This window comes from Brenneria sp. L3-3C-1 (assembly GCF_016456245.1).
Lineage (GTDB): Bacteria > Pseudomonadota > Gammaproteobacteria > Enterobacterales > Enterobacteriaceae > Brenneria.
In genome coordinates this window covers 133,057-152,118 of the sequence record NZ_JAEMHF010000001.1, presented here as the reverse complement: position 1 = coordinate 152,118, position 19,062 = coordinate 133,057, and the positions used below count along the sequence as shown (strand labels likewise).

Genomic DNA, 19,062 nt, shown 5'->3' with positions numbered 1-19,062 from the left:
GGATGATGCTCACGCATCAAACCCGCTCATCATGCATTACCATCCCATGATGCGGTGCCAGATACCCTGCCCGCCATTGTCCTGACTGAGCACCTGATACTGCTGATGCATGGCCGCTGTCGCGCAGGCATGATTTGGCAAAATGCGTAACCGTGATCCCACCGGAAAGTCATCCGGCTTCAGCGTGCTCTCAACGGGAAGCGCGATGATGCCGTGCTCCTGGTTGGTCGTTGTGAGACAAACATCCAGCGGTTTACCATCCATATCGCAGACCAGCCCGTAACCATAATCGGTCGGCTGCGTGGCGGTGCCGCGATCGCGAGACATGGCCATCCATCCGGCATCAATGAACACCCAGTTCTTGTCGCGGTTGTGACCGATGACCGACGCTACGACAGAGATAGCAATGTCGTCTATGTTGCAGACACCCACATTCTTCATGACCAGATCAAAACAGGTAAACACGCCTGCACGAACTTCTGCAATGCCCGACAGGTCTTCGGCAAAATGTGCCGTGGGGGTCGCGCCGACGCTCAGCACCGGACAGGCAATGCCTTTAGCCCGAATACGCGCGGCGGCAGCCCGGATAGCATCGCACTCATTGCGCGCGGCCTGACGAATTTGTTCATCCGTCCGGCAGTTATAGGATTCACCCGCATGCGCCAGCAACCCCGTCAATACCGCGCCGTTGCCGTGAACGAGCTGGGCCAATTCCGACAGCGCTTCGCTTTCCGGCGGAATACCGCCACGGTGTCCGTCGCAGTCAACCTCGATGAAAACTGAATATATCACGCCGTTATCACTGGCGAACGCCGACACAGCCCGCGCCTGCTCCGGGCTGTCCAGCAGAATATGAATATTGACGCCCTGCTTCATCAGACGCGTCACACGCTCCAGCTTATGCGGTGCAATGCCAACGGCATAAAGCAGATTGGTGTACCCGGCCGCGGCAAAGGCTTCGGCTTCCGCGAGCGTAGACACCGTGGCGGGCGAGTCCGGATTTTTCAACAGATAGCGGGAAGCCTCAAGGGAGCGAAGCGTTTTCAGGTGCGGGCGCACCTGGCTGCCCAGCTTCTCGATCCGCTCATATAACCGATCGATATTTCGCTGATACTTATATTCATCAATCAGCAGAAAGGGAGTATTAATATTCTGTAGCAACAGTAAATCAGACATGATGTGTTTTCCCGGTAAGTCGACGTCGCTATTCGCGCATTATTTCACGGTCGCCAGTGCAACGGCTTCGACCTCGACTGCCGCACCGTAATGAAGTTCAGAAACGCCGGCGACAACACGTGAGGGGCGAGCATCACCGATCCAGTCGGCATAAAGTGTATTAAATGCGGGCCACAGGCTAATATCCGTAACGTAAACCCGCACCGAAACCAGCTCTTTGCGGCTAACGCCCGCACCGACCAGACAAGCATCAAGGTTACTGAGTACCTGTCGAACTTGTTCTTCGAAAGGCGCGGCAACCTGTTTTTCTCCGGTCGTTTTAATGGGCAGTTGACCTGAAATCCAGACGAACCCGCCCGCCGTACAGCTGTGTGAATAGTGCCCGCCGGGAGGCGGGGCGTTGTCAGCGTTATTAATCACAATCTGTGTGTTCATGATGCTTTTTCCTTTCGTGAGTATAGCCGCCGCACGGTATAGTCTCGCGGCCAATGTCGACGCGGCCCGCCGGCGCAGAGCCGGCAGCGTGATCCCACAGAGTCCATGAATCAAAGAGCGCGGTGAGAAGATCGAAAAGTTTCGCTTGGGGATAGTCTGGATTGACAGTAGCGAAAGATTGCTGCATTGCGCTGGCCTTTTTCGCAATCGACGCGTATCAATAGGTCCGATTATAAAGTTCGAACAGGCACTGTCAATTAAGTCACTCTAACTCTTATAGTTAGTAAAACTGAATCTAAAATCAGGCAACGCTTTCAAATCGGCTTCACCCATCGCTTACGCGCCAAAGCACTATCAGGTTCGCCACGGAGGAGTGGGTTTGAATCTGCTCTGCAAATACGTCATAAAGTGTCGGGTTCGCGCCGGTAAACCGGCACGGTTGTGAGTCAGAGCGATCACATTGGCGTCTGGCGCCTTCCAGGTCGGTAGCAGCCTGACAAGTCTTCCGCTTTGAATATCGTCGGCGACGTCCCATTCGGAGCGCAGGATGACACCACGTCCTTCGCAGCCCCAACGGCGAATGACGTCGCCATCATTGCAACTGAGGCTTGACGACACTCTTACGCTGCGGCTGGTTTTCCCTTTGCTGAAATTCCACAAGGAAACGTCTTCGTTGTTCTCCGAGAGCACGATGCAAGGCATATGCATTAGTTCATCCGGAGTGGTTGGGTTGCCATAACGCTGAATAAACGACGGCGAGGCGCAGACGAATCTGGCATTTGGCGCAATGGCAAATCCAACCAGATTGGAGGCGAGCAATTCGCCGATATGTACGACGATATCGAAGCGATCGACCGTTTCGGTGAGCGGACGGTCTGAAAGCGTTAACGCCAGGGTAACCTCCGGGTGCTGCTGCTGAAAGTCGGCAATAACCGGAGCCAGGTAACGACGCCCGAATCCCAGGGGCGCGTTAATCTTCAAGGTGCCGACCAATCCTTCCCTGCGTTCGTGCAAATCTTCAAATAGCGCATCGAACTGTTGCAGCAGATCCCCGCCGCGTTGGCATAGCAGTTGCCCCTCCTCCGTAAAGAGAAGTTTGCGCGCGGTGCGATCCACCAGCCGCATCGACAATTTTTTTTCCAATAATTGCAAACGTTGGGTTACCGCAGAAGGGGATAAACCCAGTTTCCGCGAAGCGGCAGTGAGGCTTCCACTGTCCCTGATTGTGAGCAGGAACCGAATATCGCTGGATTCTGTCATTGCAGTTTTTCTAACTTTAAAAGTTAGCCATATTAAATCGTTTAACCTCATGGTCAAGCGATCTCAGCCCGCACGCGTCGGCATGTCGGGACAGATAAGCCCCCTTGAAATCGGACTTAACCCGACGTTGATCGGCATCGGATAAGATCGGCGCCGCAACGCCCTTCCGGCATACTGAAAACCACCAGAAGCCATTCTCGTTTATTGATAAAACGCAGGTTTAATTATTTTAATATTCGGGATTTGCCGGCCTCTGCCCGTTGCTTAACGTTGATAAGGCAGAGACCGTGGAAAAAAGAACCATCGTTCGAAATTAATGGGACGGCGCGTTATCAAGCACACCCTGAATCGCCGTCGCCAATTCGTTAATTTCGAATTTTGCCACATAAGCATCAGCCCCTACATTGCGAACATGATCTTCATTGGCGCTGCCGGACAGCGAAGAATGGATAATAACCGGAATATGCTTCAGGAAATCATTACGTTTAATATTTCTTGTCAGCGTAAAGCCATCCATTTCCGGCATTTCCAAATCGGTCAACACAAACGCGATCTTGTCCGAAATCGGCTTACCTTCCGCCTGCGCTTCTTGCGCCATCATCTGTATTTTATTCCAGGCCTCCAGCCCGGTAATATGCATAACGGAAGGAATAGCCATCATATTCAGGCCTTGTTCAAGCAGCGAACGGGCAACTTTGGAATCCTCCGCCACAATAGCCACCGCGCCCGGTTTGATATCAAACGTTTTCGATTCCACGTTCTCGATCTGAATATCGCGATCAACGGGAATGATGTCATGCAGGATCTGCTCAACATCCAGCACCAACGCCAGGCGATTACTCTCTTTATCGCTGTCAAGGCGCGCGATACTGGTGATATAGCTGCTGCTGACGCCAGACTCGGCAGCAAGCACCTGACTCCAGTCAAGACGCACAATGTCGTCAACGGATTCAACGGCAAATGCCTGGGTGCTACGCGCGTATTCTGTCACAAGAAGAATATTGAGCCCGGTAACCGGCGTACAGCCCGCTACGGCGGGAAGATCGATGACGGGAATAATCTGTCCGCGAATATTCACCATGCCAAGCATCGGTGATTTCATCCCCGCCGCCTTGGTCAAGGATGGCATCGGAACGATTTCGCGTAGCTTAAATACATTAATCCCAAATAACTCTGACTGTTCGCTGTGTAATGCAGTCCCTAATCGGAACAATAAAAGTTCAAACTTGTTAGCTGAAGTGAGGTTTGCTCTCTCATCAATCTCTTTTTGAAAATTATCCATACTTTCCTCAATGCAAAGGCATTATCAATGCTCGGTCACAACCCGGCATTAGCGATGCGGACTACATCCGACGTCCTCACTTTACGCGATCAATAGCCCTGTTCCAATCTCCCTTGGATGTTATTCCGCCCGTTGCGTTATTCGTTGTTGATCCCCACGGAATATGGTTTTCCGCGGCGAGTAAAAACGGCCACTCTATGAGCGGCCATTTTCCCTGCCGGCAAGGCGTTAAAAGCCGTAACGGATCGCATCCTTGCTCTGCTGCATCAACGCATCAATTTTTTGTGAATAGCGCTCCGCCCCGCCGCTGTCGCCGGCCTGAGCACATTCACGCCGTCTGATATTGTAGGCTTTCATCAGTTGCGCCTGAGCAAAACCGGGTTTGCCATAACACGCAATACTTTTTTCCCAACAGGCGATGGCATGCTCGATATCATTTTGCTCCAGGGATTTTTTCCCCAGGTCATTCAGCGCCTTGGCGCGCGCCTCATCGCTCAGCCCCTGTTGCATAATATCGTCTATCGTGGCGCTCATACGGCCTCCGTCAGGCACTATTGGAAGAAGTTAAGAATGTAGCCGAACACCAGTCCGACGCTGATAACGTCTGAATCGCTGAATGTGACATTCTCCAAACCAAACGACCCCAGCAGCGGTAACAGCAACGCGGGCAATAACGTAATGAACAACCCGTGGAAAACCCCGCCGATGATGGCTCCGCGTCGCCCGCCGACCGCATTGGCGAAGATACCCGCCGTGCCGCCGGCAAAGAAATTGGTCAGCATTCCCGGCAGTATCATCGCCAGCCCGACGGTGGGGAATAGAAACATGCCGATCACCGCGCCCACAGTGGTGGAGATAAAGCCGATAATCACCGCATTGGGCGCATAGGGGAACAGCACCGGGCAATCCAGCGCCGGCACCGCATTGGGTACGATACGCAGCGCAATACCGCGGAACGCGGGAACGATTTCCGCCAGCAGCAGGCGAACCCCGGCCAGCAGCACATAGACCCCGACCACAAACTGGATCGACTGGATAAAGGCATATACCAGATAATTGACGCCATTCGAGGAGGCCGCCACCACCTCCGGGCCGGCGGCAATCGCCGGGATAAGGTAGATGGGGATCATCACCACCATCATGGACAGATAGGTGTCCTGTAAAAAGGATAACGCCGGCGGTAATTCCAGATCTTCGGTGCTTTTACTGGCATCGCCGGTCACTTTCGCCACGCCGGCCTGCACGATATAACCAATGGTGCAAAAGTGCCCCAGCGCGATATCATCGCTGCCGGTAATTTTACGCACGATCGGTTGCGCCATGGCGGGCATTAATACCGCCATCATCCCCGCAATCACCCCGCCAAGCAGAATGAGCTCCACGCCGCGCAATCCCCCCATATAGCCGATAACCGAACACACCGTCGCCATCCATAGCGAAGCCTGCCCGGTTAAAAAGATATATTTGTGGCGGGTAAACCGGGCAATGGCGATATTCACCACAAACGCGATAACCATAATTAATGCGGTTTCCCTTCCCAACGTTTGCTGGGCGATCCCGGCAATAGCGCCAACGTCGGTAACCACGCCGCGCATATTAAACCCTTGCTGGAAAATATCGCCAAGAAATGTCAGCGTCGCCACGATAATATTGGCGCCGGCGAGCAAAACTAAAAAACCCAGTAATGTTTTTAATGTTCCGGTGATAACCTGACCCGGACTTTTCTTTAGTGCAATCAGCCCGATCATGGCAATTAATGATACCAATATCGAGGCTTGACCTAGCACGTCATGGACAATGAAATTAAGGAAAGACATAACAATCCCCCTGTTCTATTTCGTCGTAATCGGATAACTCAGAAAAAATTAAATAAGATAGCCTTTTTCTTTCAAGATCGGTTCCAGCTTGGTTTTTATCTCATTTTTATCAACCAGCCGTTTTAAATAAATCACGGTGGCATTAATGGTATAATGCTGAAACTGCGATCTGAAATTTTCACCCGTCATAATAATATCCGCCCGGGAAGAGGTCGCGCTGGATATATCACAATGTGAAAGCTCGGCTTCAACACCCAGATCTTTCAGGGCTGACTCAATACTCATCTCACAGGCAAAGCTACTGCCCAGCCCGGCCCCGCATACCGCAAGAATCGATAGTTTTTTCATCAGTATTTCCTTAGTTGATCATATTCAGGTTTCGCGCCGCGATAACCCAATGCGGATCTCATTCTCATTTGCCATCGACGGCAATGCCCACCGGCGGCCATGACCTGCTCGTTATTCAAAATAGACTAATAATATCAAGCACCTCGATTTTGCTACCGGCATTTTTTAACCTGCTGACGATTTCATCCTCGCAAAATAGTTTTGAAAGACTGGCGATCATTTCAATATGGGAATGGCTATCGATGGCTGCCAGTGCAAAAACAACGTAGACCGGATCATTATCAGGGCTACCGAACTTTACCCCTTCAGAAATAATCATTAATGAAAGTGCGGTTTTAATCACGCCATCTTCCGGCCGTGAATGAGGCATCGCAATTCCCTCCCCTAATACATAGTAGGGACCAATCTCTTCATGCATGGCATAAATAGCGTCAAGGTAGCGAGGTTCAACCGAGCCATCATCGATCATTGGCCGGATGGATAATGCAACCGCCTGACGCCAATCATCAACCTGCGTGAACAATTGAAGATTATTTTCATTAATCCAGTCAGTTAACATATTTCTCCTTATTCAGAATGAGCGTGTTAATTTAATATACTTTCCGAATAATTTAAAAAACGTGATCAAGTTTAATTATTTGGATCTAATTTAATATATCTATAACAATGAATAATTAATTTAACACAAAAGGTCTTTCTGATTAGATGAATTAATCAGTCAGTTTTATTTTCTCCATTAACTATAATTTAGGATAATTCCGTATATCTTTTTAAATTAACCTTAATTGATTATTTATTCAGATAATACCTCCTGCATCCAGGCGGTGATTTTTTCAATATCAACCGGCAACGTTTGGTCGACAATAAAAAGCGGGCCTAATTTCATCGGCTCGGCCACCCGCGCCAGTTCAATCAGTTCAGGAATATAGTCGGCACCGGGATGGCCGGGTAAACGCTGCCCCAGACGGGATTCATAACGCTGCGCCGCCAGCTCGCCGGCGATCTGGCACCACACTTCCGCAAGCTGCGTCACCCCCGACTCCGCCAGATAAGCCTTAAGGCTGGCTTTAGGCTGGAAGCCAAACCACGCATCGATAATAAAAGTATTTCCCACCGGCGCGCTGGCGACGATAGACCAAATCGCCTGATAACTCGCCATGCCCAGCAGACGGTTGAATTTACGATCCACGCCGTCAAGATGCTGTAAAAACGGATTCTTGACGCCATCCAGCGATAGAACGGGCCAGCCGGTCGCGGTCGCCAGCGCGATGGCGATGCTGCTTTTACCGGATGCGGGAACGCCGTTAACCATCACAACGCGTTTTCCGGGCACCCCGACAGGCGCTGCGGATTGCTTAGGCATGATTTACCCGATCCTCTCTCTGATGTTCAGTGTGTTGAGCGCCATGAAAATGTTGACCGATCACCGCTTGAATCTCTTTCAGCCGCGGGATGGCAAGTTTTTCCAGCTTTTCGCGGGTTACCGCGCGGTCGAGCGAAATACAGTCTTTCCACAACGCGCGCCCGGCGATCACTCCCGACGCGCCATTTTGCATGGCATCGGCCACCTGCGTTAAGAACGTGCTATGGTCGACCCCCGCTGAGAGTACCGCCCACGGCACCTCTCCGGCAAGTTCGGTAATCGCGGCACAGGCCTGCGCCGAGCCGGGATAAGGGATTTTCAACACTTTCGCCCCGCATTCCAGCGCCATTTTGGTCCCTTCGTAGATCAGCGACGGAAGTTTGCTTTTGTATTGCGCCTCCGTTTCCCCTGCCAGCGGATAGGTCAGAAATTCCACGACCAGCAATAAATCTTCACCGGCAAAGTCTTCGATGCATTGGCGTAGAATAGCCATATTATGGATATTCGCCTGCGGACAATCGGCGCGTAAATACACCATGATTTTACCGCCATTGCCGCCTAACTCACGTACGCGGCGGGCGTTGATGCCGGGCACCAGCCGCGAAAGGCGATAGCCTTCGTCGGTGGCGTCCCACCCGGAGGCATCCAGGCCGATCAATAGCGCGGTATCACGCGCGATAATGCCGTCGTCCACCAGGTCGGGAACCGCACAGACCGGATCGACCAACACACAAGAAGCCTGACTCGCCAGATAGCGGGTAATATCCGCTTTAATCTGTCCCAGTTGATGTTCGGAAATATTGGCCTGTTGATCGGGGTTCGAAGAGAGCAAACTACGCATTGCCCCGCGTTGATCGCAGGCAATAACCAGCATCGCGCCGTTACTGCCGCAAATTTGCTGATAACCGCGTAGTTCAGAGGTGGACATATGTGACATTGCGTTCTCCTTGGTAGGGTTTTTCGTCGATGAAACATCGTGTTGATAGCTGGCGTAACAACCTTCAACATGCTGTCCTGTCAGGGTTTTACGCCTCGACTACGGATTGCAATTTCAGTGGTGTTGCGCAATAATTCTCCAACTGACGAAATGAGTGTAATACATTGCAGAAAGGAATTTCAAGCTGAAAGAAAATATTTTACCCGACGTCGCGGCAACGCGGGCGATGATGCACATGGTGGCAAAACTGCACTACCAGTCAGATATGTCTCAGGTTGATATAGCTAAAAAACTGGGCGTCTCTACCGCAACCATTTCGCGACTGTTAAACAAAGCACGCGCAGCGGGTATTGTGCGTATTGAAGTCATTGAGTTGACCTCCGCCGAGGAAATCACCGCCGATCTGATCCAGCATCTGGGGTTGAAAACCGCGGCGGTGGTTGAACCCCCGCCGACCAACGTGCTTGGCGCGCTGGTCACACCGCTGGCCGGGTTATTACAGCAGGCGGATTTGCCTGCCGGCGCCATTATCGGCATCGGCTGGGGACGCGCGGTCAGAGAGGTGACGCTGTCAGGTTTGCCGCGTCTGCCGGGCGTACTGACCGTGGCGCTTAACGGCGGGATGCAGCAGGCCGCGGCCCATTTTCAGATCAATGAGTTTGTGCGCCAGGCCGCGGAACAGATGGGCGGCACGCCGCATTTTCTGCATGCGCCGTATATTTCCTCCACCGAGCTGCGTGACGCCTTTCTTTGCGATCCCAGCGTTCAGCAGATAGCGTCACTGTGGGACAGGCTTGATGTGGCAATCGTCGGCGTTGGATTGACCCATGCCCCCAACCCGTCTGAAACCACCACCGCCACCCCGGACGAGCAGGCGCTTAGTCAGGCGGCCGGCGATGTTATCCGCCATTATTTCACCGAGTCCGGCGAGATCCTGCACTGGGCCGGGGAAGATCGCATGATCGCCGCCACGCCGGCGCAGTTGCGTCAGACCCCGCTGAGTATCGGCGTCGCCGCCACGCCGGAGAAAGCGGCCGGGATTATCGGCGCGGCGCGTTCGGGGATGATTAATGCGTTGGTTACGGATGTGAAAACCGCTCAGGCTATTCTTGACCGCCTGCTAGATTCCTGAATACGCCGCGGCGCGCAGTGGAAAAACAAAGCGCCGCGGCCGGGCGCAGGCGGGTTTTTACTCCTGACAATGGCGGGCAAACCGGCTTCAGATTAGCGGACGTTCGCCAGTTCAGTGGTTCTTTTCACCGCCGCCAGTACGCTACGCTGCAACCCCGCGGCAAAATCACTGTTGTTAAGCTCGAACAATCCGTGCATTCCCACCCCTGCCGGCGAATTATTGATGTCCAGCAACTGGCGCGGATGTTTCTTGCTGATCTTCAGCATTTCAGCGGCGCCGACCAGGTTTTCCAACACCACCTGGGTCGCCTGCGCGCGCGGCAATCCCGCCAGCACGCCGGCGTCCGTCAATGATTCGATAAAATAGTAAATATAGTTTGGCCCGGCGACGCCAAAGCCGGTAAAGACGTCGAGCAACCGTTCTTCGAGATACAGAAACTTGCCGAAGCCCGATAGAAAATCCTCAATATTTTCAGCGCGGGCATGGGCGTTCAGCGTGACGCCGCTATAGCCGTAGCCGGTGTCGGTCAGCGTGTTGGGTATCACCCGGGCGATCGCCCGGCTCGCATCCAGCAACGACGCCAACTGGGCCAGGGTCACGCCCGCCACAATCGACACGATGGTGCTGTGCGCCGCCGCATGCTGGTTAATACGCTGCGCGACGGCGGACAGATCGTCCTGCGGACGCACGCCAATCACCACCAGATCCGCCTGCGCCAGCGCGTCCGCGGCGTCTTGCGCAGTCGACAGCCGATAGGTCTGGCTGACCGTTTCGATACGGGCCGGATCAATATCTTCAATACTGATGCGATCGGCGGATAATGTTTTGCGCGCCAGCGATGCGCGAATAATGGCCTCCGCCATCTGTCCGGCGCCAATAAAATGAACCTTTGCCATATTAACCTCCCGGTCATATCCCATGCGGGATAACCGTTATTATCGTGATGAATCCTGCGACAGTCGGATCGATTTTTGAGTGCTCGCCTGCACCGCCTGAATGATCGCCGCACGGAATCCTTTTTCTTCCAATACGCTGACGCCGTCAATGGTGGTGCCGCCCGGTGAACAGACATTGTCTTTAAGGACTGCGGGGTGCTGACCGCTTTCCAGCACTAACCTGGCGGAACCCAGCACCGTTTGGGCGGCAAACTGATAAGCCTGATGGCGCGACAACCCGCCGGCCACCGCCGCATCCGCCATCGCTTCAATCAAAATAAAGATAAAGGCCGGCGCGGAGCCGCTTACCCCCGTCACCGCATGAATCAGGTGTTCCGCCACACGCTCGCAACGCCCGACGCTGCCGATAATCTGGCTAACCAACGTATACTCTTGCGGCGTAACCTGTTCATTGGGCGTAAGTGAACAGATAGCGGCGCGCACCAGCGCTGGCGTGTTGGGCATAACCCGCACCACTTTTTTATCGCGCCCGATAATAGAGGTAATCGTCTCAATGGTAATCCCAGCGGCAATTGAGATTAAAATATGATGAGGCTGTAACCAGGGCGCGATATCTTGCAAGGATGTACGGATAACATCCGGCTTAACCGCCAGAAAAATAATATCCGTTTGTTGCGCCAGCGCCGCGGCGCTATCCGCGGCGACAATGCCGTTCTGCCGGGCAAGCGTATCGGTAATTTCACTCACAATGTCATAACCGAAAATTTGCCGCGGGGAGACGCTTTCACTGGAAATCAAGCCCAGCAAAATTGCCTTGCCCATATTCCCGCAGCCGATAAAACCTATTTTTTTATCCATTACATCATCCGATTATATTAACCTTAAATAAACTGATATTCCCCATCACCGACGAACAGGCTGAGCTGTTTTAATTCAGGGTTGTCAGTCTGCAACCGAATCGCCGCCAGACGATTCAACTCGCCGGTCTGGAAAATAAATTGCCGATCGCCAATACGCAGCCGCGCCGGATCCTGTTCGCTGTACGGCAAATTAAACAATCGCTGCCAATGGGCGGCGACCTGTTGCGGCTGTTTGACCTTGAACAGCGCGGATTGGATCGTGATATTGCCCGCCGGATGAGGCCGATCGAGACCCCGCTGGCGGAGTAAACGCAAACGCGCGTCGTCGGCGTCGCCCCACTGAATAATGAACGGATAGGCAACGCCCTGATAATCGCCCGCGATGGTGAACATGCGCCACTCGATAAGATTGCCTTGGGCGTCATGACGCTTGCCATCAACGATCGGGGAAAGCGCCAGATCGTGCTGCTGAAGCGCGGCGTAGCTGGCATCAATGTCATCGCTGCGCAGGGCAAGGCGATACAATATCTGATGTTGCGGTAAAAGGGTCTGCGCGTCATGCGCCAACAAAAACGTATCCCGGGCGGCAGCCAGCTCGGCCGCATCGCGGATAGCCAAAAATTCGATATAGGTCAGACCAAAATAGCTCAGCGCATTATGGGTTCCCCATCCCGGATGGGAGCCGCCGGGAAAAGCCGCCAGTTGATGGTGGTTAAATGCCGCCACGGCATCGTCCGGATTATTCACGTAGTGAACCACATGATCCCATAATAAATTTGCCATACTCGCCTCTCATAATAGATGGATAATAATATTAGAAGAGTAATCAGGTTATTTGGTTAATGATTTTTTTATATTACCTTTTCCGGAAAATGAATATATAAAATCTTCACTTTGTATATATCAATAATGCAAGGCGATAGAATAAAACGTCATTTCCCTAATAATAATTTCTGCCTTTATTCTGCCGTTCAATTGCACTATTTTCTTCTTTAACAGGGATTGCTATGAATATTTCACGCAGACGTTTATTGATCTCTTCGGCTGCCATCACGGCCGCCTTGCCCTTTAGCGCCTTCCTGTCGGCCACGCCGAGCGGCGCGCTTGCGGTTGCGCCGGGAAGTCCGGTTAAGGGCGGGACGCTTGGCGTCCATCTGGCGTCGGAACAGCGTATTCTCAATCCGGCGTTGCGCGCGTCTACCGGCGTTTACATCGTAACCAGCAAAATCATTGAGTCGCTGGTGGATTTGGATGCGCAAGGCAATATCATTCCGCAGTTGGCTACCGAGTGGCACACCACGCCTGATGGCAAAACCATCACTTTTAAGCTGCGCGAGCAGGTGAAATGGCATGACGGCAAACCCTTTACCGCCAAAGACGTGCAGTACAACGCGCTGGAATTATGGAAGAAGCAGCTTAATTACAGCACCGCGCTGCAACAATACCTGGAGACGGTGGATACGCCGGACGATCACACCGTGGTGTTCCACTATTCCCGTCCGATGCCGATTGAACTGCTGTTGCGCGCGCTGGCCGACCTCGGCTATGTGGTTCCCCGCCATATCTATGAAAACACCAACGTACTGGAAAATCCGGCGAATACCGCGCCGATTGGCACCGGGCCGTTCAAATTCGTGCAATATGAACGCGGTCAATACATTATCGCCACCCGCAACCCGGATTACTGGCGGCAGGATCAGCCGTACATTGAACGGATTGTCTGGCGCATCATCACCGATAAATCCGCCGCGACCGCCGCGTTGGAAACCGGGCAACTCCAGCTTAGCGCTTACTCTCAGCTTTCGCTGGCGGATTTGGATCGTCTGAATAAACACCCGGACTTTGAGGTCACGCCGAAAGGTTCGGAAGCCAACGTGTTTAATAACACGCTGGAATTCAATTTCCGCCGCAAAGAGATCGCCGATGTGCGCGTCAGGCGCGCGCTGGCCCACGCCATTGATATTCCGTTCTTTATCGAGAATTTCCTGTACGGTCAGGGAAAACCGGCCACCGGCATTATTCCGTCCACTTCGACGAAATTTTACCCGCCCGACAGCAAACCGCCCTACCCGTTCGATCGCCATAAAGCGGAAGCCCTGCTGGATGAAGCCGGCTACCCGCGGGCCGCCAACGGCGAACGCTTTAGGCTGAAGCTGGTGCAGTTGCCGAACGGCGAGGATGTTCCGCTGTTCGCCACGTTTATTCAGCAATCGCTGGCCGAGGTGGGGATTAAGGTGGATATCGCCAACTACGACTACGCCGGCGCGTTGTCGGCCGTTTACAAAGAACACAGCTTTGATATCGCCACCGGCTGGCACCAGTACCGCGGCGATCCTGCGGTGTCCACCACCGTCTGGCTGCGTTCCGGCAGTCCGGCGGGATCGCCGTGGACCAATCAGTTCGGCTGGCGGTCCGATGTGATTGACGCCTTGATTGACGACGCCGCCTCCGAAATCGACCCGCAAAAACGGCGCGAACTTTATGCCAGGCTGGTTGAAGAGGCCAATGAACAGTTTCCGATCTGATTCGCCATCGAGCGTCAGTTCTATACCGTGGTGAACAAAAAGCTGAAAAACGGCCTGAACACCGCCCGCTGGCCCTCCAGCAGTTGGCACGATGCCTGGTTAGAGGCCTGAGCGGTATGAGGCTATTACTACTCAGCGGCCGCCGTCTGGCGGCGGCCATTCCGGCATTGCTGATCATCCTGACCGGTTTGTTTCTGCTGTTGCAGCTGGCGCCGGGCGATACCGTTGATGCGCTGGTGGCGCAGGTGGGCGGCGCCGATCCCTCGATGATCGAAGAACTCCGCCGCTATTACGCGCTCGATCAGTCCACGACGGTGCGGCTGGGTGATTATCTATGGCGCCTGGTTCACCTCGATCTCGGTCAATCGGCGATTTACGGCAAACCGGTGGCGGAAGTGATTCTGGAACGTTTACCGGCGACGTTGCTGTTGATGGGGTCGTCGCTGGCGCTGGCCGTGCCGGTGGGGATGGCGCTGGGCATTATTTCCGCGCGCCGGGTGAATCGCTGGCCGGATACCTTGATTTCCTTGTTGGGGCTGATTTTCTATTCCACCCCGTCGTTTTGGTTTGGATTAATGGGGATCTTCCTGTTCTCTATCTATCTTGACTGGCTCCCTTCCGGCGGTTTTGAAACCATTGCCAGCGGGTTGTCGGGCTGGCCCCGCATCTGGGATATCGCCCGGCATCTGGTGCTGCCCACGCTGACGCTGGCGCTGATTTTTCTGGCCATTTATTTACGCATCATGCGCGCCTCGATGCTGGAAGTCGCCACGCTGGATTTTGTGCGTACCGCCCGCGCCAAGGGCCTGAGCGAAAACCGGATTGTGACCAGGCATATTCTGCGCAACGCGCTGCTCCCGCTGATCACTCTGGTTGGGTTGCAGGCGGGCACCATGCTGGGCGGCTCGGTAGTGGTGGAAAGCGTATTCGCCCTGCCCGGTCTGGGCCGACTGGCCTATGAGTCGGTGATGCAACGCGATCTCAACACCCTGCTGGGGGTGGTTTTTGTGTCCGCCCTATTGGTGATCGCGATTAATTTTTTGGTAGACCTGCTGTATGCCAGGCTCGATCCGCGTATTTCAGGTGAACGGTCATGAGCCGGTTTTTCAAACGTTACGCCCGCAGCGCCGCAGCGCTATGCGGCCTGATTTTGCTGCTGTTGGTGATCGGTATGGCGCTCACCGCCGATATTTTTTTCCCGGACAACCCGCTGCGGCTGGCGGGAAGACCGCTGCAATGGCCGTTGAATAACCCGAACTTTCTGCTTGGCACCGACCATACCGGGCGCGATATCGCCGCCCAGATTTTCCACGGCGCACGAATTTCGCTGACCATCGGGCTGGTGGCGACGGTTATCGCCATCCTTATCGGCATTGTGGTGGGCGCCCTGTCAGGCTTCTACGGCGGGGTGGTTGACGATGTGCTGATGCGCTTAACCGAAGCGTTTCAGATCCTGCCCAATTTTCTGCTATTGCTGGTGCTGGTCGCCGTTTTTGGCTCGACCTTGTCCACGGTGATCCTGGCGATTGGCATTGTCTCCTGGCCGCCCGCCGCCCGTCTGACCCGCGCCGAATTCATGTCGTTGCGCAACCGTGAATTTGTCCAGGCCGCCCGTTCGCTGGGGATGCGCGATATGCCGATCGTATTTCGTGAAATTCTGCCCAATGCGTTGCCGCCGATTGTGGTGTACGCCAGCGTGATTATGGCGGTGGCCATCCTGCTGGAAAGCGCGCTGGCGTTTCTCAACCTGTCCGATCCCAACGTGCCTTCCTGGGGCAACCTGATCGGCGGCGGGCGTAGCGTGCTGCGTCAGGAATGGTACGTATCGGCCATTCCCGGCATTGCCATTTTACTGACCGTGCTGTCTGTTTCGCTGGTCGGACAGGGACTCAATGATGCGCTAAATCCAAGGCTGAAAAACCGATGAGCGTTTTATTATCGATTAACGATCTCAGTGTCGCACTGCCGGCCGATGCCGATCGCCCGTGGGCTTTGCGCCACGTGTCACTCGAGCTGCACAGCAATGAAATCCTGTGCGTGGTGGGCGAAAGCGGCTCGGGTAAATCCATGACCGCCAGCGCGATTATGGGATTATTGCCCGATCAGGTTCGTCCGACGGCAGGCAGTATCACGTTTGAAGGACAGGATCTGCTGCGTCTGACGGAAAACGAACTGCGCCAACTGCGCGGCGCGCGTATCGGAATGATTTTTCAGGATCCGATGACCGCGCTGAATCCGCTGCACAGGGTGGGCGATCAGATCGCCGAAATGTTTCTTACGCATCAGCATGGGCTATCGCGGCGCGAGGTGAACGACAAAGTGCGGCAGTTGCTGGCCGATGTGCATATCCCGGATCCGCCGAGCGCCGAGCGCGCCTATCCTCACCAGCTCTCCGGGGGACAGCGCCAGCGGGTGATGATTGCCCTGGCGCTGGCACTTGAACCGCGGGTGTTGATCGCCGACGAACCGACCACCGCGCTGGATGTCACCACCCAGGCGCAGATCCTCCAGCTTATTCGCGAACTGCAACAGCGCAAGGGCACGTCGGTATTGTTTATCACCCATGACTTCGGCGTGGTGGCCGACATCGCCGATCGGGTTGCGGTGATGCAGCACGGCCAACTGGTGGAACAGGGGCCGGCCAGCCGCGTGCTCTATGCGCCGCAGCATGAATATACGCGCGCATTGATTGCCGCCGTTCCCGCGCTGCATCCGGCGACGCCGCGTCATGCCGCCGATAATCCGCCGATCCTGACGGTAAAAAACATCGCCAAAACCTTCCGGCAGTCGGGATGGCTCAAGCGTCATCAGCGCCAGGTCAACGCCGTACAGGATGTCAGCTTTGCGTTGCCGCAGGGCAGCACGCTGGGGATTGTGGGGGAAAGCGGCTCGGGAAAATCAACGCTGGCGCGCTGTATTGTGCGCCTGTACCGGCCTGACGCCGGCGAAATCCTGTTTGCCGATGGCGATCTTGCGCCGATGAGCGGTCAGGCGCTGCGAGAACAGCGTCGCCATATTCAGATGGTGTTTCAGGATCCCTTCGCCTCCCTCAATCCCCGGCAGAAAGTGGGCGAAATTGTGGCGAAAGGCTTGCTGATACAGGGCGTATCGCGTGATAAGGCACGGGAAAAGGTTGAGGAATTGTTTACGCTGGTCGGACTCGATCCCGCCGCCATTCAGCGCTATCCGCATGAATTCTCCGGCGGTCAGCGTCAGCGTATCGGCCTGGCGCGCGCGCTGGCCGTCGAACCCAGAATTCTGGTGGCCGACGAACCGGTCTCCGCGCTGGACGTGTCCGTGCAGGCGCAGGTATTGGCCTTGCTGGCGGAACTACGTGAACGACTGGGGCTGTCGTTGATTTTCATTACCCATGACTTACGCGTTGCGGCGCAGGTCTGCGACCGCATTATCGTGATGAAGTCAGGCCGTATCGTGGAGCAGGGCTTGACCGGGCAAGTGTTCCTGCAACCCCGGCACGACTATACCCGACAGCTACTCAGCGCCATTCCCGGCCGGGAATGGCAGGCGCCGGCGGCCTGATCGGCAGGCTCGTGAATTGTCATCGACATCGCTATTGATTCGCTGCCGGCATTCGGCAGCGAATCAAATAACGTCCTTGTCTTCTCAGGCGTTAAAGCCCAAGCAGCTTATCCACCATCACGTTCAGTTGCAGCCAGAACGTATAGCCATTCTCGGACTTGATGCCGGTATAAGGGTACTGCCAGTTGCTGTTATTCCAGGTGCGGGCGCCGATCATCTGCAAGTTGACTTCCGGCGTCAGCATGATGGAGGCGTCGATGCTAAGCTGATATTCGTTGCCCGGCACCTGCCACCCCGTTCCGCCCGACACGTCGTACATATCCTGTAAGTAGCTTCGCTCGCTGCTGGTGAGTTTGGCCCAGCGGAAAGTCAGACCATAGCTGTCGTGAGGACGGCTCTGCCACGGCCCGGACCAGATCAGTCCGGCATCCGCCAGCGTGGCGATGCCATTGTGAGCATGCGATTGCAGCGCATGCGTCACGCTGCCATGCAGGCTGATGGCGCTGGGGGCCGGGTTTTGTAGATCGCCCCCGCCGTCGCGCCGCCACAGGGCTTTTTTGGCGGTGAGATAGACGCCGGAGACGCCATCGTGGGTGCGCACCGGCGAACTCGCGTCGTACACTTTGGAGGTGCCGTTTACCGTGTAGTAAACGTCGTCATACTCCTTGAAGTTGTGAAATGCCATGGCTTCCCAGTTGAAGGGGTACGGCTCCTGTTGCCAGTTGACGCGCCGCGCCAGATTAGCGACCAGCAAGGTGTTGCCGCTCTCGAAATCATCTCCCCATCTTTCCCAGCCGTTGGTGAACGGAAACGCCTGATAGGTGCGCCAGACGCCGACGCCGGACTCCAGCGTCGGCGCAAAGCGATAGCCGATACGCGCGCCCCAGCCGGCATAAGGCGGCGGCGCGAATACCGCCGTTTCGTTCAGAATGGTATTCACGCAGGACGACGCGATATTACAGTTGGTGAAGCCGAAGAACTGTCCGGGATTGCTCTTACCGGCCTCAATCGATATCCGATCGTCGAACAGCTTCTGCTGGTAGGTAAAACGCATCAAATGCGCCGTTTTGGGAATGTAGGGCGGCGGGTTGCCGGCCAATACCCCGCCGGACTGGGTGCCGAGATCCAGATTATGGGTAAAAGGCACCCACAGTTGCATAAAGTGGATGCTGCCGCCGGGAATCAATCCCATATGATCGAGATCGAAATCCGCGCCGGCCATCAACATCGTCAGCGTTTCATGATTACCGGTGTCGGTTCCTGCGCTGGGGTTGCCCAAATAAAGCTGAGAGGCGATCAGATGCGGCGTAACCCCATGTTCCGCCAGCCATGTTCCCGCTTCGGACAGCGGACGTCCCGAGGTTTCCTCGTCGGCGGCAAACACCGGGCCCCCCGCCAGCAGCATGCCGGATACGACAACGCCGGCGGATAGCATGCTAGTCCATATATTATGATGCGTTATTTTCATTGTTCTATCCCACAGAGAGCAAT

19 protein-coding genes are annotated in these 19,062 nt (G+C 54.8%); 5 read left to right on the top strand and 14 right to left on the bottom strand.

The genetic code is table 11. The annotated features are described in order from the left end of the window. Positions 1-36: 36 nt before the first annotated feature. The 10 genes from JG725_RS00640 to JG725_RS00595 all read right to left on the bottom strand — a co-directional run bounded on the left by JG725_RS00640 (position 37) and on the right by JG725_RS00595 (position 8,618). On the bottom strand, positions 37-1,176 hold the full coding sequence (locus JG725_RS00640) for a DSD1 family PLP-dependent enzyme (RefSeq protein WP_199376133.1): 1,140 nt from the start codon (positions 1,174-1,176) through the stop codon (positions 37-39). A 39-nt stretch (positions 1,177-1,215) separates the two neighbouring features. After that, positions 1,216-1,611, bottom strand: a complete 396-nt coding sequence (locus tag JG725_RS00635) for a RidA family protein (protein WP_172288383.1) — start codon at positions 1,609-1,611, stop codon at positions 1,216-1,218. Between the two features lie 354 nt (positions 1,612-1,965). Next, positions 1,966-2,871 (bottom strand): LysR substrate-binding domain-containing protein, encoded by a 906-nt coding sequence (locus JG725_RS00630; RefSeq protein ID WP_172288385.1) that lies wholly within the window; start codon positions 2,869-2,871, stop codon positions 1,966-1,968. A 313-nt stretch (positions 2,872-3,184) separates the two neighbouring features. Further along, positions 3,185-4,153 (bottom strand): chemotaxis protein, encoded by a 969-nt coding sequence (locus JG725_RS00625; RefSeq protein WP_172288387.1) that lies wholly within the window; start codon positions 4,151-4,153, stop codon positions 3,185-3,187. Between the two features lie 228 nt (positions 4,154-4,381). Next, positions 4,382-4,687: a hypothetical protein gene (locus tag JG725_RS00620; RefSeq protein ID WP_172288389.1), complete on the bottom strand. Its 306-nt coding sequence runs from the start codon at positions 4,685-4,687 to the stop codon at positions 4,382-4,384. A gap of 17 nt (positions 4,688-4,704) precedes the next feature. Beyond that, positions 4,705-5,970, bottom strand: coding sequence for a PTS sugar transporter subunit IIC (locus JG725_RS00615; RefSeq protein ID WP_172288391.1), 1,266 nt, complete (start codon positions 5,968-5,970; stop codon positions 4,705-4,707). A gap of 48 nt (positions 5,971-6,018) precedes the next feature. Further along, positions 6,019-6,318, bottom strand: a complete 300-nt coding sequence (locus tag JG725_RS00610; protein ID WP_172288393.1) for a PTS sugar transporter subunit IIB — start codon at positions 6,316-6,318, stop codon at positions 6,019-6,021. A 115-nt stretch (positions 6,319-6,433) separates the two neighbouring features. Then, positions 6,434-6,877 (bottom strand): PTS sugar transporter subunit IIA, encoded by a 444-nt coding sequence (locus tag JG725_RS00605; RefSeq protein WP_199376131.1) that lies wholly within the window; start codon positions 6,875-6,877, stop codon positions 6,434-6,436. Positions 6,878-7,111: 234 nt separating this feature from the next. Next, on the bottom strand, positions 7,112-7,681 hold the full coding sequence (locus JG725_RS00600) for an isopentenyl transferase family protein (RefSeq protein ID WP_199376129.1): 570 nt from the start codon (positions 7,679-7,681) through the stop codon (positions 7,112-7,114). Then, positions 7,674-8,618: a tagatose-bisphosphate aldolase gene (locus tag JG725_RS00595; protein ID WP_199376127.1), complete on the bottom strand. Its 945-nt coding sequence runs from the start codon at positions 8,616-8,618 to the stop codon at positions 7,674-7,676. Before JG725_RS00595 ends, JG725_RS00600 begins: the two co-directional genes overlap by 8 nt. A gap of 235 nt (positions 8,619-8,853) precedes the next feature. Here JG725_RS00595 and JG725_RS00590 point away from each other — a divergent pair, with 235 nt between their 5' ends. Further along, positions 8,854-9,750, top strand: a complete 897-nt coding sequence (locus tag JG725_RS00590; protein WP_199376125.1) for a sugar-binding transcriptional regulator — start codon at positions 8,854-8,856, stop codon at positions 9,748-9,750. A 92-nt stretch (positions 9,751-9,842) separates the two neighbouring features. Here the strand turns inward: JG725_RS00590 and proC (JG725_RS00585) are convergent, their stop codons facing one another. From proC (JG725_RS00585) to JG725_RS00575, 3 genes are read right to left on the bottom strand one after another with little or no spacing between them, the layout of a single operon-like run. Next, entirely contained in the window at positions 9,843-10,646 is an 804-nt protein-coding gene (proC, locus tag JG725_RS00585) for a pyrroline-5-carboxylate reductase (RefSeq protein WP_172288403.1), read from the bottom strand. A 39-nt stretch (positions 10,647-10,685) separates the two neighbouring features. Beyond that, positions 10,686-11,504: a pyrroline-5-carboxylate reductase gene (gene proC / locus JG725_RS00580; protein WP_199376123.1), complete on the bottom strand. Its 819-nt coding sequence runs from the start codon at positions 11,502-11,504 to the stop codon at positions 10,686-10,688. A gap of 23 nt (positions 11,505-11,527) precedes the next feature. After that, positions 11,528-12,289 carry a VOC family protein gene (locus JG725_RS00575; protein WP_172288407.1) on the bottom strand — a complete coding sequence of 254 codons (762 nt, stop codon included), beginning with the start codon at positions 12,287-12,289 and terminating at the stop codon, positions 11,528-11,530. Positions 12,290-12,513: 224 nt separating this feature from the next. Here JG725_RS00575 and JG725_RS00570 point away from each other — a divergent pair, with 224 nt between their 5' ends. The 4 genes from JG725_RS00570 (at position 12,514) to JG725_RS00555 (ending at position 17,571) form a co-directional block, all read left to right on the top strand. Beyond that, positions 12,514-14,031 (top strand): ABC transporter substrate-binding protein, encoded by a 1,518-nt coding sequence (locus tag JG725_RS00570; protein WP_199376121.1) that lies wholly within the window; start codon positions 12,514-12,516, stop codon positions 14,029-14,031. A gap of 116 nt (positions 14,032-14,147) precedes the next feature. Then, positions 14,148-15,128 carry an ABC transporter permease gene (locus JG725_RS00565; protein WP_172288411.1) on the top strand — a complete coding sequence of 327 codons (981 nt, stop codon included), beginning with the start codon at positions 14,148-14,150 and terminating at the stop codon, positions 15,126-15,128. Then, positions 15,125-15,958 carry an ABC transporter permease gene (locus tag JG725_RS00560; protein ID WP_199376119.1) on the top strand — a complete coding sequence of 278 codons (834 nt, stop codon included), beginning with the start codon at positions 15,125-15,127 and terminating at the stop codon, positions 15,956-15,958. The genes JG725_RS00565 and JG725_RS00560 overlap by 4 nt, the downstream gene beginning before the upstream one ends. Beyond that, positions 15,955-17,571 carry an ABC transporter ATP-binding protein gene (locus tag JG725_RS00555; protein WP_172288415.1) on the top strand — a complete coding sequence of 539 codons (1,617 nt, stop codon included), beginning with the start codon at positions 15,955-15,957 and terminating at the stop codon, positions 17,569-17,571. Before JG725_RS00560 ends, JG725_RS00555 begins: the two co-directional genes overlap by 4 nt. Before the next feature lie 91 nt (positions 17,572-17,662). Here JG725_RS00555 and JG725_RS00550 read toward each other — a convergent pair whose 3' ends face one another. Beyond that, complete coding sequence (locus tag JG725_RS00550) at positions 17,663-19,006, bottom strand: carbohydrate porin (RefSeq protein ID WP_199376117.1); 1,344 nt, start codon at positions 19,004-19,006, stop codon at positions 17,663-17,665. Positions 19,007-19,062 lie beyond the last annotated feature (56 nt).

Bases quoted from the DNA above. Each gene is read 5' to 3' on its own strand.
- JG725_RS00640 (WP_199376133.1), bottom strand. From the start codon at position 1,176: ATGTCTGATTTACTGTTGCTACAGAATATTAATACTCCCTTTCTGCTG.
- JG725_RS00635 (WP_172288383.1), bottom strand. From the start codon at position 1,611: ATGAACACACAGATTGTGATTAATAACGCTGACAACGCCCCGCCTCCC.
- JG725_RS00620 (WP_172288389.1), bottom strand. From the start codon at position 4,687: ATGAGCGCCACGATAGACGATATTATGCAACAGGGGCTGAGCGATGAG.
- JG725_RS00550 (WP_199376117.1), bottom strand. From the start codon at position 19,006: ATGCTATCCGCCGGCGTTGTCGTATCCGGCATGCTGCTGGCGGGGGGC.
- JG725_RS00555 (WP_172288415.1), top strand. From the start codon at position 15,955: ATGAGCGTTTTATTATCGATTAACGATCTCAGTGTCGCACTGCCGGCC.
- proC (WP_172288403.1), bottom strand. From the start codon at position 10,646: ATGGCAAAGGTTCATTTTATTGGCGCCGGACAGATGGCGGAGGCCATT.
- JG725_RS00560 (WP_199376119.1), top strand. From the start codon at position 15,125: ATGAGCCGGTTTTTCAAACGTTACGCCCGCAGCGCCGCAGCGCTATGC.
- JG725_RS00590 (WP_199376125.1), top strand. From the start codon at position 8,854: ATGGTGGCAAAACTGCACTACCAGTCAGATATGTCTCAGGTTGATATA.
- JG725_RS00630 (WP_172288385.1), bottom strand. From the start codon at position 2,871: ATGACAGAATCCAGCGATATTCGGTTCCTGCTCACAATCAGGGACAGT.
- proC (WP_199376123.1), bottom strand. From the start codon at position 11,504: ATGGATAAAAAAATAGGTTTTATCGGCTGCGGGAATATGGGCAAGGCA.
- JG725_RS00570 (WP_199376121.1), top strand. From the start codon at position 12,514: ATGAATATTTCACGCAGACGTTTATTGATCTCTTCGGCTGCCATCACG.
- JG725_RS00615 (WP_172288391.1), bottom strand. From the start codon at position 5,970: ATGTCTTTCCTTAATTTCATTGTCCATGACGTGCTAGGTCAAGCCTCG.
- JG725_RS00575 (WP_172288407.1), bottom strand. From the start codon at position 12,289: ATGGCAAATTTATTATGGGATCATGTGGTTCACTACGTGAATAATCCG.
- JG725_RS00600 (WP_199376129.1), bottom strand. From the start codon at position 7,681: ATGCCTAAGCAATCCGCAGCGCCTGTCGGGGTGCCCGGAAAACGCGTT.
- JG725_RS00595 (WP_199376127.1), bottom strand. From the start codon at position 8,618: ATGTCACATATGTCCACCTCTGAACTACGCGGTTATCAGCAAATTTGC.
- JG725_RS00610 (WP_172288393.1), bottom strand. From the start codon at position 6,318: ATGAAAAAACTATCGATTCTTGCGGTATGCGGGGCCGGGCTGGGCAGT.
- JG725_RS00565 (WP_172288411.1), top strand. From the start codon at position 14,148: ATGAGGCTATTACTACTCAGCGGCCGCCGTCTGGCGGCGGCCATTCCG.
- JG725_RS00625 (WP_172288387.1), bottom strand. From the start codon at position 4,153: ATGGATAATTTTCAAAAAGAGATTGATGAGAGAGCAAACCTCACTTCA.
- JG725_RS00605 (WP_199376131.1), bottom strand. From the start codon at position 6,877: ATGTTAACTGACTGGATTAATGAAAATAATCTTCAATTGTTCACGCAG.